The organism is Anaerofustis stercorihominis, from assembly GCF_005844425.1.
GTDB lineage: Bacteria > Bacillota > Clostridia > Eubacteriales > Anaerofustaceae > Anaerofustis > Anaerofustis butyriciformans.
The window spans coordinates 15,722-33,380 of sequence record NZ_SPHL01000003.1 but is presented as its reverse complement, the minus strand read 5'-3'; the positions used below and the strand labels follow the sequence as shown (position 1 = coordinate 33,380).

At 29.9% G+C, this 17,659-nt stretch carries 16 protein-coding genes; 14 read left to right on the top strand and 2 right to left on the bottom strand.

The window, feature by feature from the left end; genetic code table 11:
• Positions 1-137 precede the first annotated feature (137 nt).
• The 13 genes from FGQ49_RS01595 to FGQ49_RS01535 all read left to right on the top strand — a co-directional run bounded on the left by FGQ49_RS01595 (position 138) and on the right by FGQ49_RS01535 (position 13,989).
• Positions 138-569, top strand: a complete 432-nt coding sequence (locus tag FGQ49_RS01595) for a MarR family winged helix-turn-helix transcriptional regulator (protein WP_138268177.1) — start codon at positions 138-140, stop codon at positions 567-569.
• A gap of 16 nt (positions 570-585) precedes the next feature.
• A complete protein-coding gene (gene ftsH, locus FGQ49_RS01590; protein WP_138268176.1) occupies positions 586-2,421 on the top strand; it encodes an ATP-dependent zinc metalloprotease FtsH in 1,836 nt (611 codons plus the stop codon).
• A 71-nt stretch (positions 2,422-2,492) separates the two neighbouring features.
• A complete protein-coding gene (locus FGQ49_RS01585; RefSeq protein WP_138268175.1) occupies positions 2,493-3,182 on the top strand; it encodes a hypothetical protein in 690 nt (229 codons plus the stop codon).
• 12 nt (positions 3,183-3,194) lie between these two features.
• Complete coding sequence (locus FGQ49_RS01580; protein WP_138268174.1) at positions 3,195-4,040, top strand: aldo/keto reductase; 846 nt, start codon at positions 3,195-3,197, stop codon at positions 4,038-4,040.
• Between the two features lie 14 nt (positions 4,041-4,054).
• Entirely contained in the window at positions 4,055-4,534 is a 480-nt protein-coding gene (locus FGQ49_RS01575; RefSeq protein WP_138268173.1) for a DNA-deoxyinosine glycosylase, read from the top strand.
• A 54-nt stretch (positions 4,535-4,588) separates the two neighbouring features.
• Positions 4,589-5,287, top strand: coding sequence for an RNA polymerase sporulation sigma factor SigK (gene sigK / locus FGQ49_RS01570; protein ID WP_138268172.1), 699 nt, complete (start codon positions 4,589-4,591; stop codon positions 5,285-5,287).
• Between the two features lie 196 nt (positions 5,288-5,483).
• The gene (locus FGQ49_RS01565; protein WP_138268171.1) at positions 5,484-6,503 is read left to right on the top strand and encodes a methionine ABC transporter ATP-binding protein; all 1,020 of its coding nucleotides are present in this window, start codon (positions 5,484-5,486) and stop codon (positions 6,501-6,503) included.
• 1 nt (position 6,504) lies between these two features.
• Positions 6,505-7,164 carry a methionine ABC transporter permease gene (locus tag FGQ49_RS01560; protein WP_138268170.1) on the top strand — a complete coding sequence of 220 codons (660 nt, stop codon included), beginning with the start codon at positions 6,505-6,507 and terminating at the stop codon, positions 7,162-7,164.
• A gap of 26 nt (positions 7,165-7,190) precedes the next feature.
• The gene (locus tag FGQ49_RS01555) at positions 7,191-8,009 is read left to right on the top strand and encodes a MetQ/NlpA family ABC transporter substrate-binding protein (protein WP_138268169.1); all 819 of its coding nucleotides are present in this window, start codon (positions 7,191-7,193) and stop codon (positions 8,007-8,009) included.
• Positions 8,010-8,087: 78 nt separating this feature from the next.
• Positions 8,088-8,957: a methylenetetrahydrofolate reductase [NAD(P)H] gene (metF, locus tag FGQ49_RS01550; protein ID WP_138268168.1), complete on the top strand. Its 870-nt coding sequence runs from the start codon at positions 8,088-8,090 to the stop codon at positions 8,955-8,957.
• Positions 8,958-8,965: 8 nt separating this feature from the next.
• Positions 8,966-9,613, top strand: coding sequence for a vitamin B12 dependent-methionine synthase activation domain-containing protein (locus tag FGQ49_RS01545; protein WP_138268167.1), 648 nt, complete (start codon positions 8,966-8,968; stop codon positions 9,611-9,613).
• A 4-nt stretch (positions 9,614-9,617) separates the two neighbouring features.
• Positions 9,618-11,999: a homocysteine S-methyltransferase family protein gene (locus FGQ49_RS01540; protein ID WP_138268166.1), complete on the top strand. Its 2,382-nt coding sequence runs from the start codon at positions 9,618-9,620 to the stop codon at positions 11,997-11,999.
• 403 nt (positions 12,000-12,402) lie between these two features.
• The gene (locus tag FGQ49_RS01535) at positions 12,403-13,989 is read left to right on the top strand and encodes a hypothetical protein (protein WP_138268165.1); all 1,587 of its coding nucleotides are present in this window, start codon (positions 12,403-12,405) and stop codon (positions 13,987-13,989) included.
• 50 nt (positions 13,990-14,039) lie between these two features.
• Here FGQ49_RS01535 and thiC read toward each other — a convergent pair whose 3' ends face one another.
• Together thiC and FGQ49_RS01525 are read right to left on the bottom strand one after the other, a co-directional pair.
• Positions 14,040-15,347 (bottom strand): phosphomethylpyrimidine synthase ThiC, encoded by a 1,308-nt coding sequence (gene thiC, locus FGQ49_RS01530; RefSeq protein ID WP_138268164.1) that lies wholly within the window; start codon positions 15,345-15,347, stop codon positions 14,040-14,042.
• Between the two features lie 211 nt (positions 15,348-15,558).
• Entirely contained in the window at positions 15,559-15,930 is a 372-nt protein-coding gene (locus FGQ49_RS01525; protein WP_138268163.1) for a PH domain-containing protein, read from the bottom strand.
• Between the two features lie 453 nt (positions 15,931-16,383).
• Between FGQ49_RS01525 and hisS the strand changes: the two genes are divergently transcribed.
• Entirely contained in the window at positions 16,384-17,658 is a 1,275-nt protein-coding gene (gene hisS / locus FGQ49_RS01520; protein WP_138268162.1) for a histidine--tRNA ligase, read from the top strand.
• The last annotated feature ends 1 nt before the right edge of the window (position 17,659 follow it).

The following is a 17,659-nucleotide window of genomic DNA, read 5'->3' as shown; positions in this document are numbered from 1 at the left end:
GTAATCACAATCTAAATATATTATATTAAGTTATATTTTGTTTGTCAATTAAAATTACATTAGAATTCTTTAGAATTATTGACTTTATTCATACATTAGATTAAAATATGTAGCATATTACATAAAAAGGGAAGATTATGAAAGAAGAAAACTTAGAATTTTATTTTAAAAGAATAAATGACGCACTAATATCTTATGTAAACAATGAACTTAAAGAATTAGATTTGACTTTCTCCCAAATGGAAGTTTTACAGTTTTTATGTGAAAGAAAAAATGAAGAAATATATCAAAAGGATATTGAAAAACATTTTAACCTTTCTCATCCAACAGTAATAGGTATATTAAAAAGACTACAATCAAAAGATTTAATCATAATTAAAAGAAGTGAAAAGGATAAAAGGAAAAGAAATATTATTCTTACAAAAAAAGTAACAGATTCGGAAGAAAAAATGTATGCGAAAAAAAATGAAATAGAAGAGCATATAAAAAGTTTATTATCAGATGAAGAAATATCTGAGCTTGAAAGACTTCTTAAAATTTTATGTGAAAATATTATATATAAATTATAGATAACAGGAGAAAATTATGAAAAAAATGGATAATGGAACAAAACGTACTTTAAAAATTTATGGTGCAATACTTATCTTCATTATTTTAATGAATATGTTTGTAATTCCTTCTTTAAGTGCAAAACAGATTAAAGAAGTTGATTACAGTACATTTATTACTATGACTGAAGAAAAACAAATTGACGAAGTAGAAATTACATCAAATAAAATATTATTTACAGATAAGTCTGAACCAAAGCATATTTATAAAACAGGTATCATAAGTTCTGATACTCAACTTGTTCAAAGATTACAAGAAAGTGGTGCAAAGTTTGGTAGTGAAATTGTAGAACAAAATTCTGCTTTTTCTAACTTCTTTATTTGGTTTATATTGCCAATAATAATATTTACAGTATTCTTTAGTTTTATAAATAAAAAAATGACAAAACGAATGGGTTCCGGTGGATTTGGTCCAATGCAGTTTGGAAAAAGCAATGCAAAAGTATACGTTAAGTCAACTGACGGAGTAAAATTTAAGGATGTTGCGGGAGAAGATGAAGCAAAAGAAGCTTTAACAGAGATAGTAGATTTTCTACATAATCCCGGCAGATACCAACAAATCGGAGCGAAGATTCCAAAGGGCGCATTACTTGTAGGGCCTCCTGGAACAGGTAAAACACTTCTTGCCAAAGCTGTGGCAGGTGAAGCAAACGTACCATTTTTCTCAATTTCCGGTTCGGAATTTGTAGAAATGTTTGTAGGTATGGGTGCTGCAAAAGTAAGAGATTTGTTTAAACAGGCAAATGAAAAGGCTCCTTGCATAGTGTTCATCGATGAAATAGATACTATAGGAAAGAAAAGAGGAAATGCCAATATAGGCGGTAATGATGAAAGAGAACAGACTCTTAATCAGTTGCTTACAGAAATGGACGGTTTTGATTCTTCAAAAGGTGTAATCATATTGGCAGCATCAAACAGACCTGACTCTCTTGATCCTGCACTATTAAGACCCGGAAGATTTGATAGAAGAATTCCTGTTGAGCTTCCAGATTTAAAAGGCAGGGAAGCGATACTTAAAGTTCATGCTAAAAATATCAAGATAGCAAAAAATGTTGATTTTGAAGTTATTGCAAGAACCGCTGCAGGTGCAAGCGGGGCAGAACTTGCAAACATAATAAATGAAGCTGCACTTCATGCGGTTAGAAACGGAAGAAGCGAAGTTACACAACAAGACTTGGAAGAAAGTATTGAAACTGTAATTGCAGGATATCAAAAAAAGAATAAAGTACTTTCTGACAAAGAAAAACTTATTGTTGCTTACCATGAAGTAGGGCATGCACTTGTTGCTGCGAAACAAACAAATTCTGCTCCTGTAACAAAAATCACTATAATACCAAGAACTTCAGGGGCTCTTGGTTATACACTTCAAGTTGATGAGGGAGAACATAACTTAATGAGCAAAGAAGAACTTGAAAATAAAATTGCAACTTTTACAGGTGGAAGAGCCAGTGAAGAGATTATATTTAATTCAATAACAACCGGTGCTTCAAATGATATCGAACAAGCAACAAAGCTTGCAAGAGCGATGATTACAAGATTTGGTATGAGTGAAGAATTTGGTATGGTTGCTTTAGAGACACAAAACAATATGTATCTTGGTGGAGATACTTCCCTTGCTTGTTCAAACGAAACAGCAAGAGAAATTGACAAAAAAGTCGTTGAAGTAATTAATAAACAATATGAAAAAGCAAAAGGAATCCTTAACGACAATATTATGAAACTTCATGAAATCGCAAAATATTTATATGAACATGAAACAATTACAGGTGAAGAATTTATGAAGATTTTAAATGATGAAAAAACTATGGAATAATCCATAGTTTTTTTATTGTATTTTTATTTTTTGTAGTAAAATAATGTATATAAAATCATAAGGATAAAAAAATGAAAATAAATAATAAAATTAAATTGTTTATGATGCTTGGCATTTTATTTTTAATATTAATATTTCCATTTTCATGGATACCTCTTGTAGTATTTCTATATTTTTATTTAAAGAAAAGCGATGATGATAATAAATTAAAAAACAAGAGAAGTATATTGATTATTTTATGTATTTTGGTATGTTTTGTAATTAATATTTTTGTTATTTTTACTCCAAAAATTAACTCGATAAAAATGTCTTCCAATGTAAAAAAAATGAATATTAATTCTACTTATCAAATAAATGTGGATATTTCACCTGATACTTTTTTCAAAGATGATATAAAGTTTTATTCTTCAAATGAAGATGTTGCCACTATATATAAACAGGCGGATAAATTTTATATAAAAAGTTATGAAGAAGGAAATGCAATTTTAAAAATAATTTCTAAAAATAGTAAAATACAAAGTAATGAAATAAACATAAAAGTTATTGATGAGAATAGTAAAGAAAAAAGTGAAGATGTAAAAGAAGATGTTAATTATAATAATGCCAATGATTCCAGCGAAGAAAAAACATATGTTTATATTTCAAAGTCTGGAAGTAAATATCATTCTAAAGCAGATTGTTCAAATATGAAAAATGCAGAAAAAATTACTTTAAAAGAAGCAAAGGAAAAAGGACTTGCTCCTTGTAAAAGGTGTTATTAAAGGGAGAGGAAAATGGAAAACTTTAAATTAACAAACGCAATTACAATACCAAAAATTGGATTTGGAACCTATAAAGCAGGAAATGGAAACTGTGAAAAGGCAGTTATTGATGCAATAAATTCGGGATATACTTACTTTGATACTGCTGCTTTTTACAAAAATGAAAGTGATATTGCAAAAGCGATAAAAAACTCAAACGTAAAAAGAGAAGATTTAATAATAGCTTCAAAAGTATGGAGAGAAGACCTTGGATATGATGAAACAATGAAAGCCTTTGAGAAATCATTAAAAGAATTAAATACCGATTATTTAGATGTTTATTTAATTCATTGGCCAAAAGAAAATCCTAACGATATAAATTGGAAACAAAAGAATATAGAAACTTGGAAAGCAATGGAAGAATTATATAAATTAGGTCGTATTAAAGTAATAGGCGTAAGTAACTATCTTCCACACCATCTTATAAATTTAATGGATACCTGTGAGATAAAACCTATGGTAAATCAGATAGAGTTACATATAGGTTATTTACAAAAAACCGCATTGGATTTTTGTGTTAAAAATGATATCTTGGTTCAGGCGTGGTCACCTCTTGGCAGGGGAAGAGTTTTAAATGAAGAATCATTAAAAGAAATGGCAGAGAAATATGGTAAAACAGTGCCACAGCTTTGTATTAGATTTTTATATCAATTAGGAATAATGCCAATAATAAAATCTTCATCTATATGTAGAATGAAAGAAAATTTAGATATATTTGATTTTAGTATTGAAAGAGACGATATGTATTATTTAATGTGTCTTCCTCAAATAGGATGGTCAGGAGAACATCCTGACAGACAAAGAGTTTATTTTGATTGATTTAAGGAGTTAAAATGGAATTTCATAATATAAAACCTGTATATAATAAAGATTCAAAAATACTTATTTTAGGTTCTTTCCCTTCTGTAAAGTCAAGGGAAGAGGAATTCTTTTATGCACATCCTCAAAACAGGTTTTGGAAGGTTATAAGTACTATTACAAATTATCCACTTCCTAAAACTGTAAAAGAAAAGAAAGAAATGTTATTAAATAGTCATATAGCTGTTTTTGATGTAATAGAGTCTTGTGATATTGTAGGTTCTTCTGACAGTTCAATAAAAAATGTTAAGGCAAATGATTTAAAAGTTATTATTGATAATTCAAAAATAAAAAATATATTTTTAAATGGAGGAACAGCTTTTAATCTTTATAAAAAATATAATAAGGATATTGATATAAGCTATAAAAAATTACCTTCCACAAGTCCTGCAAATGCAAGATATTCTCTTGAGATGCTTTTAGATGAATGGATGGAGATAAAAAAATATATATAAAAGTACAAGCAAATTTATTTTTTACCCTCATATATTTTATGGGGGTGATTTTTTATGTTAGGATTTTTAGGTATTCTTGATTTACTTCAACAAGTCCTTGTTTTTCTTGGTTATTTATCTTCAAATGAATCTTTTCCAAAACCGCTTAAAAAAGATGAGGAGCTTAAGTATTTCAAACAGTTTAAGGAAGAGAACAATAAAGAAGCAAAAGAAAAACTTATTAATCATAATTTAAGGTTAGTAGCACATGTAAGTAAAAAATATTCTTCATCAAATATTCCAAAAGACGACCTTATTTCCATTGGAATAATAGGTCTCATTAAAGGAATAAATTCTTTCGATTATGGCAAAGGAACAAAGTTTGCGACATATGCATCAAGGTGCATAGATAATGAAATATTAATGGCACTTAGAAGTGAAAGCAAAATATCATCAAATGTTTTCTTAGAAGATTACATAAGTTTTGATGAAGAGGGAAATAATATATCCCTTATAGATATTTTGTCAACCGATGAAGATGATGTTAATTCTAAAGTAAATTTAAAAGTAGAAAGTGAAAGGTTATATAATATTATAGATGAAGTTTTAACTAAAAGAGAAAAGGAAATTATATATTTAAGATATGGCTTAAAAGGAAGTAAAAATTATACACAAAGAGAAATAGCTAAGAAGTATAATATTTCAAGGTCGTATGTTTCGAGAATAGAAAAAAAGGCAATAGGGAAAATAGCAAATAAGTTTATAGAATATTAAAACGCCAAAAGGCGTTTTTTTATTATATAACTTTTAGCTATAACAAGATATAAAAAACAAGAATTATCATATAATAAAAAGTTGTGTTATACTATAAGAAATTACCGATAAGGTTTTTTTATTTTTAAAATAAAATTGAAAAATTTTATGGTATAATATAGCGCGTATTTAATAAAAAAATGAGGAATTGGAAGATATGGAGTTAGAAAAAAATAATAGTCCGATTATAAAAATCGAAAACTTACATAAGACTTTTTATTCCAAAGACGGAGAAGTAAATGCCTTAAAAGATATTAACCTTGAAATAAACAAAGGTGATATATATGGAATAATTGGTATGAGTGGTGCAGGAAAAAGTACCCTTGTAAGATGTATAAACTATCTTGAAAAACCTACAAAAGGAAGAGTTTATATTTCAGGTAAAGATTTATCAAAGTTAAGTGATAAAGAACTTAGAGAAACAAGACATCATGTTGGAATGATTTTTCAACAATTTAATCTTTTGATGCAAGAAACAGTAATAAAAAATGTTATGTTTCCTCTTGAAATTGTAGGAGTAAAAAAAGAGGATGCAAAGAAGAGAGCTTTAGAACTTCTTGAAATGGTAGGTTTAAGTGAAAAAGAAAATGCTTATCCTGCAAAATTAAGTGGTGGTCAAAAACAAAGAGTTGCAATAGCAAGAGCTCTTGCATCAAATCCGGAAGTGTTACTTTGTGACGAAGCAACATCAGCTCTTGACCCGAATACAACAAAGTCAATTTTGGATTTGCTTAAGGACATAAATAAAAAACTTGGTATAACAATAGTTATAATAACTCATGAAATGAGTGTTGTTGAAGAAATTTGTACTCATGTTGCTGTAATCGAAAATTCAATGATTACAGAAACAGGAAGTGTTGAAGAAATATTCACACATCCAAAAAGTAACTGGGCTAAAAATACAATTAATCCTGACAGTAAAAAAATGAGTCAAGATTTGAAGAATAATTCTCTTAGAATTGTATTTGACGGAAGCACAACACATGAACCGGTTATATCAAACATGATTTTAGATACAGGAGTTAAGGTTTCTATTCTTTATGCAAACGTAAAAGATATAGAAGGAAAAGCTCTTGGACAAATTGTTATAGAAATTCCAAAAGACGAAGAAGAGAAAAGAAAAGTTATGGAATATCTTGAAGGTAAAAATTTAGTAGTGGAAAGGATGGAAGATTAATATGTTAGGCAGTGCTGAATGGCAAATGATAGGTGTCGGTATTCTTCAAACACTATATATGACCATTGTTTCCACATTTTTAGGATATATTATAGGTCTTCCAATGGGAGTGTTGCTTGTAACTTCCGCAAAAGGAGGAATAAAAGAAAACAAGGTTATATTTAAGATACTTGACGTTGTTACAAATGTTTTAAGAAGTGTTCCGTTTTTGATTTTACTTGTAGTTTTAATTCCTTTTACAAGATTAATCGTTGGAACAACAATAGGTTCAACAGCAACAATCGTTCCTCTTGTTATAGGAGCGGCACCATTTATTGCAAGAATGGTTGAATCTTCACTTAAGGAGGTTGATAGAGGGGTTATAGAAGCCTCACTTTCAATGGGTGCATCAGTTTACCAAATAGTAACAAAGGTTTTAATTAAAGAAGCAATGCCTTCTTTAATGGTAGGATTTTCAATTTCTATAACAACCATACTTAGTTACTCTGCTCTTGCTGGTTTTGTAGGAGGCGGTGGACTTGGTGATATAGCAATACGTTACGGATATTACAGATATGAATCAACAATAATGATTATTACCGTTGTATTGTTAGTTTTAATAGTTCAAGTTCTTCAGGCAATGGGAACAATTATTGCAAGGAAGATTGATAAAAGAATATAAAATTAAAAAGAAAAGGGAGAAAAGATATGAAAAAATTATTTGCGGTATTATTAACCGGGGCTTTAGTATTCGGCTTATTTGCTGGATGCGGAAGTAGTTCAAGTTCAGATGACAAAGTTATTAAAGTAGGAGCAACAGCAGTTCCTCATGCAGAAATTTTAAATGCAGTTAAAGAAGATTTAGCAAAAGAAGGCTATACACTAGAAATTACAGAATTTACTGATTATGTACAACCAAACAAAGCCGTTGAAGATGGTTCTTTGGATGCAAACTTCTTCCAACATAAACCATACATGGATTCTTTCAATGAAGAACAAGGTACAAATCTTGTATCTGTGGGAACAGTTCACTATGAACCTCTTGGGATTTATCCTGGAAAATCTAAAGATTTAAAAAATATTCCTGATGGTGCAACAATAGCAGTTCCAAACGATACAACAAATGAAGCAAGAGCATTACTTCTTCTTGAAAAAAATGGTGTAATCACACTTAAAAAAGATGCTGGATTAAATGCAACAGCTAAAGATATTGAAAGCAATCCTCACAATGTAAAAATTCAAGAATTAGAAGCTGCTCAAATTCCAAAGAGTTTACAAGATGTTGACTTTGCTGTAATTAACGGTAACTATGCAATGGAAGCTGGTTTAAGCGTAAATAAAGATGCTATCGCAATTGAAACAGCTGACAGTGAAGCTGCTAAAACATATGCTAACATTCTTTGCGTAAAAGCAGGAAACGAAGAAACTGACAAAACAAAAGCTTTACTTAAAGCTCTTCAATCAGATACAGTTAAAAATTTTATTGATGAAAAATATGATGGTAGTGTAGTATCTATTTTTGAATAAAATAACTTGTTGAATAAAGCGGTATGTTATCATATCGCTTTTTATTTATTAATTTTATAAAATATATAGGAGAAAAATATGAAAATAAAAGATACTCTTTCTAAAAATACACCTCATATCTCTTTTGAAATTTTTCCTCCTAAAACAGATGCAGGCATTGAAGATGTTATGAATGCAGTAGATGAAATTGCAAAACTTCATCCTTCGTTTATAAGTGTAACATATGGTGCAGGTGGGGGAACAAGCAAGAATACTATAAATATTGCTTCAAAAATACAAAGAGAAATGAATGTGATAAGTCTTGCTCATTTAACGTGTGTATCATCTACCAAAGAAACTATAAAGGGAATACTTAAAACATTAAAACATGAAGGTATAGACAATATTCTTGCCCTTAGAGGTGATATCCCAAAGGATAGTAATTTTCCTCTTCCAAATCATTATCATTATGCAAGCGAACTTATTGAAGATATAAGAAAAAGCGGAGATTTTTGTATAGGTGCGGCTTGTTATCCTGAAGGACATGTGGAAATGGAGCATAAAAAAGATGATATAGACAATCTTAAACATAAAGTAGACTGTGGAGTGGATTTTCTTACTACTCAGATGTTTTTTGATAACAATATACTATATAATTTTTTATACAGAATAAGAGAAAAGGGAATAACAATTCCTGTTTTACCCGGAATAATGCCTGTAACAAACGGAAAACAGATGAAGAGAATATGCGAACTTTCCGGAACAGTACTTCCTCAGCGTTTTCTTGCAATCGTTGATAAGTTTGGCGATAATCCAAAAGCAATGCAACAAGCCGGTATAGCCTATGCAACTGATCAAATTATTGATTTAATTGCAAATGGTATTAATAATATTCATGTATACTCAATGAATAAACCGGAAGTTGCTAAGGCTATTATGGAAAATTTATCTTATATAATTAAAGGTTAGGAATATTAATGGATATAATAACAAAAGAAACCATAAGATATCTTGGGTATAAAAATAATATTGTAGATAATGAAACTTTACATTTAATAGAAGAATCTTTAGAAGAATTAAATGGAATCGTATCAAAAAAAATTATATACCGTAATTTTAATTTAAGTTTTCATAATGAATATATAAGTATTGGACAAATGCAAATAAAAAGTAATAATTTAATGAAAAACTTATCAGGTTGTGATGAAGTTATAGTTATAGGAGCTACTCTGGGTATACAGGTAGATTTTCTTATAAGACGTTATTCTAATACTCAAATGTCAAAAGCTGTAGTTTTACAAGCTTGTGCTGCGGCTATTCTTGAGGAGTATTTAGACAAGTGGCAAAAAGAGAAAGAAATAGAATATGAAAGAGAAAAAAGATATTTAAAACCAAGATTTAGTCCTGGGTATGGGGATTTTGATATATGTCATCAACAAATGCTTCTTAGAATGTTAGATAGTGCGAAAACAATAGGTCTTACAATGACGCAAGGCTACATGTTAACCCCTTCAAAATCTGTTACTGCAGTTATTGGTATAGGAAAAGATAAAAATGTTTGTATGGACAGAGGGTGTAAAACTTGTAATAAAAAAGATTGTGAATTTAGAAAAATAAAGGAGTAATTTTATGTTATTGGAACGTTTGGGAAAAGAGTTGTTATTCCTTGACGGAGGAATGGGGACAATGCTTCAAGAAAGAGGATTGAAACCCGGTGAACTTCCTGAAATATGGAATATAGAGCATAGAGAAGAAATAATAGATATTCATAGAAGTTATTTTGAGGCTGGAAGTGACATAGTTTTAAGTAATACATTTGGTGCAAATGCGCTTAAATTTAAAGATAATAAGTACGATTTGGAGAAAATAGTACGTTTTGGGATTTCAAATGTAAAAGAAGCAATAAAACTAGGAGTAAAAGATAATAGAGAAGTTTATGTAGGTTTAGATATTGGGCCTACCGGTAAACTTTTAAAACCTATGGGAGATTTAAGCTTTGAAGATGCTTATAAAGTTTATTCTCAAGTTGTTCAAATAGGTCAAGATAGTGGAGCGGATTTAATTCATATTGAAACAATGGGAGATACTTATGAATTAAAAGCAGCTGTGCTTGCAGCAAAAGAATGTACTTCTCTTCCTGTATTTGCAACTGTTATTTTTGATGAAAAAGGTAAATTATTAACAGGTGGAGATATCCCTTGTGTTGTTTCAATGCTTGAAGGTTTAGGGGTTGATGCACTTGGTATTAACTGTGGGCTTGGTCCTAAACAAATGATACCACTACTTAAAGAAATTTTAGAGTATGCTTCAATTCCTGTTATCGTAAAACCTAATGCTGGACTACCAAAACAAAAAGACGGTAATGTTTATTATGATGTAACAAAAGAAGAATTTGGCGAGATAATGAAAGAAATTGTTCAGTTAGGTGCTTGTGTGATTGGTGGCTGTTGTGGGACTACACCTAGCCATATAAAAGAAATGGTAGAGAATAATAAAGATAGAAATCTTGTAAAAAGAAAGAAAAATGAACGCACTATTGTTTCTTCTTATGGACATGCAGTAGAAATAGGCACTAAACCAATAATTATTGGAGAAAGAATAAACCCAACGGGGAAAAAGAGACTAAAAGAAGCGCTGAAATCCAACGATTTAGATTATATATTAAAAGAAGCTCTTTTGCAGCAAGATGCCGGAGCCGATATTTTGGATGTAAATGTAGGTCTTCCTGATATAGATGAAGTTGAAATGATGAAAAAAGTTATTTTTGAATTACAAAGTGTTACTAGCCTTCCGCTGCAAATTGATACAGTAAATACAAATGCACTTGAACAATCAATGAGAATCTATAATGGTAAACCTATGATAAATTCGGTAAATGGAAAACAAGAATCAATGGATGAGATTTTTCCTCTTGTAAAAAAATATGGAGGAGTCGTTATTGGGCTTACTCTTGATGAAAATGGAATACCGAATGATGCAAGGGGAAGAGTTGAAATTGCAAGAAAAATAATTAATGAAGCAAAAAAATATGGAATAGATAAGAAAGATATTGTAATAGACGTTTTGGCAATGACTATAAGTTCCGATCCAAGAGGAGCCATAACCACATTAGAGGCATTAAAAGGTGTTAAAGAAGAACTTGGAGTTAAGACAGTACTGGGTGTTTCTAATATTTCTTTTGGGCTTCCTTTAAGACCTATAATAAATTCAAATTTTTATACAATGGCAATGCAAAGCGGGCTTGATCTTGGGATAATAAATCCACTTTCAGAAGACATGATGCGTTCTTATTATGGTTTTTGTGCTTTGATGAATCATGATGAGAATTTTGAAAATTATATAAAAAAATATTCAGATACTAAAAAAGAAGAAAAAGTATCAAAAGAAGAAATAATTTCATTAAAAAATGCAATAGAAAAGGGATTAAAAGAAGAAGCTGTAAAAGGAACAAAAAATCTTCTAAATGAAAAAGAGCCTTTGAATATAATAAATGAATATCTTGTTCCTGCACTTGATAAGGTTGGTAAGAGATTTGAAAAAGGAACTTTGTTTTTACCTCAGCTATTAATGAGTGCGGATGCGGCAAAAGCTGCATTTGAAATAATAAAAGACGAGATTTTAAAAGAAGGCAAAGAAGAAGAGAAAAAAGAAAAAATAGTTATTGCAACAGTAAAAGGAGATATACACGATATAGGTAAAAATATATTAAAAGTTCTTCTTGAAAATTATAATTTTGATGTAATAGATTTAGGAAAAGATGTAGATCCTGAAATAATTGTAGAAACGGCTGTAAAAGAAGATGTTAAACTTGTTGGGCTTTCTGCCTTAATGACAACAACAGTTGTAAGCATGGAGGAAACAATTAAATTGTTAAGAGAAAAAAGTCCAAAGTGCAGGGTAATGGTTGGAGGCGCTGTTTTAAATCAAGAATACGCAGATATGATAAATGCTGATTTTTACGGTAAAGATGCAATGCAGTCGGTATATTATGCAAAAGAATTATTTGATTAAAATAATATTACTGTATTATAATACGATTATATTTAGGTATACAAATAAGGATAGTTTTTTCTGTAATATATATTTTTGTTGTTTTTTTATATTATAAAAAAATAATTTAAATAAAATTATGTAAATTTTTTTTAATTTTTATATATAATTAATGTAAAAAAAAGGATAATAATCTTGAATATTTCGTAAAAATATGATATAAATGAAATAAGACTTTTGTAGCTACAGAAAATACAATATAAAGATTTGGTTTTATGTAATGAATTTATAAAATTATAAGAGAAATACTAATATATATTTATTTTCATAGTTACAAAAATATACCTTTTTATATAAAAGAAAGGTATTAATACGGGAAGGGGCGCAGAAAATCTTCCCGATAAAAAAAAGGGAGGATATTTAAATGTTAAAGAAAAAAATTTTTTCTGTACTTGTTGCCATGCTAATGGTAATGGCAATGTTACCTTCGGGTGTTTTTGCTGCAACGAATGTATCTACACAAGATGAATTGATAGATGCTGTTGAAAAAGGTGGAGAGGTTGTATTAAGTAATAATATAACATTATATAAATCTTTGAAAATAGATAATAATGTTACATTAGATTTAAATGGTTATACATTAACTTATGATGCGATTAAAGATACTGAAGATGCAGGTCTTATTGATATATATGGTAGTGCAGATGTTACAATTAAAGGTAATGGGACAATAACATATAATTCAGATGAAAATAGTGGATATATGAATAGTAATTACTCTTTAGGTTATGCTATAAGAGTAGATGGAAACAGTAAAGTTGTTCTTGAAGATAATGTATATCATGCAGGTCTTACATGTGTACAAGCAGGGAGTGATTCTTCTGTTATAATAAATGGAGGGACATTTAAAGCAGATGTAATGTATAGTGGAACATATTGGCATCTAAATCTTATTGATAATTCAAATGCATCAATCACAGTTAAAGGTGGAACATTTGAAAATTTTGATCCTTCAAATAGTTTAACGGAAAATCCGACAAAAAACTTTTTAGCTGAAGATGCAATTTCTTTTAAAGATGGTAATACTTATAATGTATATAAGTTACAACATTTCCCTGCAAAAGTTGCTAATTGCACACAAGATGGAAATAAGGAATATTGGTATATAGAAGCTTTAGATAAATATTTTTTAGATAAAAATTGTACAAAAGAAACAACAAAAAGCGATGTTACAATACCAGCTACAGGTCATAATTATATAGATGGAGTTTGTAGTATATGTAATGAGAAAATACAAATAGAATCTCCTTCTATAGATACATCTAAACCATCTCAAAATATGCAAATAGGAATAGATAAAAATGATACGAATATCGTATTAGATACAATTTCAGATATTGTAAATAAAATAGAAAACGGCGATTCTGATAAGATTACTTCTATAGATAAAGATACTGTTAAAAAATTAGAAAGTGCAATATCTGATGGAGCAGATATTTCAGTTGAGGTAGTTGTTGATGATAAAATAAATGCTACGGCTGAGGAAAAAGAATTAGTTGAAAGTACATTAGACGAAAAAGATTTAATTGGACAATATTTTGATTTGTCAATTGTAATAAAAGCAGATAATGAAATAATTGGAAAGATAAATAATTTAAATAAATCTGCAGATTTTAACATAGTAATTCCTCAAGATTTACTTAAAGAAGGTAGAGAATTCTTCATTGTTAGAATACATGATGGTGTTGCTGAAAAATTGGATTCTGTAACAAAAGATGATGTAATTACTTTTAGTACTTCTAAATTCTCAACATACGCTTTAGGATATAATGATAAAAGTGTTTCATCAAACACTGGATCTGTTGATGATAATTTAAATGAAACAACTAATACAACATTAAATCCTCAAACAAGTGACAACAATCAATTATTCTTATGGAGTGCAATTCTTTGTTCTGCAAGTGTTTGTATTTTAGGTTTATTAGTATATGTAAAAAGAAAAATTAAATAAAAAAGACAATAAAAAAGACAGTTTTTAAACTGTCTTTTTTTTTATTCATTTTATTCATCAAAGATACTTACGATTTCGCCTTCCAAAATTCTGTTTGTATTTTTAACTGCACAGAAGTTACCGCACATTGAACATGTATCTTCTTTTTCCGGCTTTGATTCTTCTCTGTATCTTCTTGCTTTTTCAGGATCCATACAAAGTTCAAACATTTTCTCCCAATCAAGTTTCTTTCTTGCTGTACTCATTTCGTTATCCCAGTCAGCTGCATGAGGAACGCCCTTTGCAATATCAGCTGCGTGAGCTGCAATTTTTGTTGCGATGATTCCTTCTTTAACATCATCTAAGTTAGGAAGTCTTAAATGTTCTGCAGGGGTTACGTAGCAAAGGAAACTTGCTCCGTATGTAGCCGCGATTGCTCCACCGATTGCAGATGTTATATGGTCATATCCAGGAGCTACGTCGGTTACTATAGGTCCTAGTACATAGAAAGGTGCACCGTGACAAAGTGTTTTTTGTATTTCCATATTTGCTGCTATTTGGTTTAGAGGCATATGTCCAGGGCCTTCAATCATTACTTGAACATCTTTTTCCCATGCTCTTTTTGTAAGTTCTCCAAGAGTTATAAGTTCTTCGATTTGAGCTGCGTCTGTTCCGTCTGCTATTGAACCTGGACGGCAAGCATCACCAAGACTCATAGTTACATCATATTCTCTACAAATATCTAAAACTTCATCATAATATTCATAGAATGGGTTTTCTTCTCCTGTCATTTCCATCCATGCAAAGATGATTGAACCACCTCTTGATACGATATTTGTAAGTCTTTTGTTTCTTTTAAATTTAGTTATTGTTTCTTTATTAATTCCGCAGTGTATTGTCATAAAGTCAACACCGTCTTCTGCATGCATTCTTACAATATCAAGCCATTCTTTTGCAGTAATTTTTATAAGAGGTTTATGATAGTATACAACCGCATCGTAAATTGGCACAGTTCCTATCATTGCAGGGCATTCACTTGTAAGTCTTCTTCTGAATTTTCTTGTATCTCCATAAGAAGATAAGTCCATGATTGATTCTGCACCCATTTTTACAGCATTGTTTACTTTTTCAACTTCAAGGTCCATATCTTTAAAGTCTCTCGATACTCCAAGATTTACATTGATTTTTGTTGTAAGCATAGAACCTACACCGTTTGGGTCAATGCACTTGTGGTTTTTATTGCATGGGATTATAACTTTTCCCTCAGCCACAAGCTTAACCAATTTGTCAATATCCATATGTTCTTTTTTTGCGACGATTTCCATTTCTTTTGTAATGATACCTTTTTTTGCCGCATCCATTTGTGTTGTGTAATTCATTTTTCTCTCCTTTAATAAAAAAAGCTTATCCAAATGGATAAGCTTAAAATTTACAGTGTTATGAGCATACATATCATGGCATTATCCATACGACGTTAAGGGTCAAAATTCGATCGTTTTTTTTCTCAGCCTACGCGTAAGCTCCCCTGCTATTTATTATTTTATTAAATATTATCATTATAATAAAATATTGTCAATAAACATAAAAAAATTATTTTAGAATAGCATTTGATATTAATTTGTCAAATTTTCTTATGTCCACACCTTTTCTTAAGTTTACTTTTATATGTCCAACTTTTGTCCATGATTCAACTTCGGCTGTAGCGTCTAAAAATCCTCCAGCGTTTTCTGTACTCCACATTTCTATTGATGTATAAGGAAGAGAATATATTTCTACTTTTTTCCCTTTAAGCCCTTGAGCATCTCTTACAATAAGTCTTTTTGTTGTAAAAATAGCGCTGTCTCTTATTGTTTTATATGCAGCTACCGGCTGTTCTCCTTCTACAAGTAATTCTTGTACATCTGCAGGCATAGGGCATTCTGCCGCAAATGTCCATATTAAAACTTCGTTTACTTCTGGCATAATAATTTCCCCCTTTATTATTTTTTTAATTATATCATATTTGCATTTAAACGTTTAAATATATAATAAAAAAATATAAAATTTATGTAATATATAAAATAGAAAAGATTTTGATAATTATTAAATGAAGTTTTAAAAGTTATAAATAAAAAATATAAAATAACTGTATATTTTTAATCTTATTTGTTGACAATAGGGCTTAATAAAATTATAATAGAAATACTTGATTATAAGCGGTAAGAAGAGTAGATTTAACATCATATCAGGGAGAAAATGCCGTGACTGGAAGCATTTTTTATGCTCTGTTACTTTGAAAAACAACTTACACATACGCTTAACAATTTAATAAAAAGCGGGTATTATACCAATTGGGGTGGCACCGCGGGAAATGAATTCTCGTCCCTGACATAATTTTTATGTCAGGGGCTTATTTTATATAGAAAGGGAAATAAAATGGGAAGTAAGATATTTGCACCTAAAGGAACAAGAGACCTTTTACCTGATGAAGTAAAAGCATGGGAAATGGTTGAAGGTAAAATAAAAGAAATATGCAAAACATTTAACTATAAGCAAATTAGAGTGCCTGATTTTGAACATTATGCACTTTTTGACAGAGGGGTAGGAGAAAGCACTGACATTGTAAGTAAAGAAATGTATACGCTAAATCATAGAGGAAAAGATGTATTTGCTCTTAAACCAGAAGGAACAAGTTCAGTAATAAGAGCTTATATTGAACATGGTATGTCAAGCGGGATTACACCTACAAAACTATATTACATTACATCGTGTTTTAGAAGTGAAAGACCTCAAAAAGGAAGACAAAGACAATTCCATCAATTTGGTATTGAAGCAATAGGCTCATATTCTGCAAGTATGGATGCTGAAGTAATAATGCTTGTAAGTACTTTATTTAATAAACTTGGAATAAAAGGCTTAGAACTTAGAATAAACAGTGTAGGCTGTCCAAAATGCAGAAGCGCATATTATGAAAAGTTAAAAGAATATGTAAAACCATTTGAAAATGAACTTTGTGAAGACTGCAGGGATAGACTTAATAAAAATCCAATGAGAATTTTAGACTGTAAAAACGAACATTGCAAAACACTTCTTAAAGATGCACCTTTAATGGTTGATTATTTATGTGAAGAATGTAATGAACATTTTGAAAGTGTAAAAGATTATCTTTCAAATGCTGAAATTGAGTTTGTTGTAGATCCTAAAATAGTAAGAGGACTTGATTATTACACTCAAACGGCTTTTGAGTTTGTTTCTACCGATTTAGGCTCACAAGGAACAGTATGCGGCGGAGGAAGATATAACGGTCTTGTTAAGATGATAGGCGGTCCTGATACTCCCGGAGTTGGATTTGGGCTTGGTCTTGAAAGATTAATGCTTATTATGGAAGAACAAGGACTTTTAAATGACTTAGAAGATGATGAGATTGATGTATATTTGGCTCCTGTTGGAAAAGAAGCTTCAAAAGTTGCTTTTAAGACATTTAAGAAACTTACAGATAGCGGTATTAAAGCAAGTATTGATGTTATGGATAGAAGTTTAAAGGCTCAAATGAAATATGCAAATAAAGTTAATACAAAATATACTGCAATTTTAGGTGAAGATGAACTTCAAAAAGGAGTTTATACTCTAAGAGATATGCGCTCTAAAGAACAAGAAGAAGTTAATATAGAAAATTTATTTGAATATATAAAAGAAAAATTAGGAGAGTAAG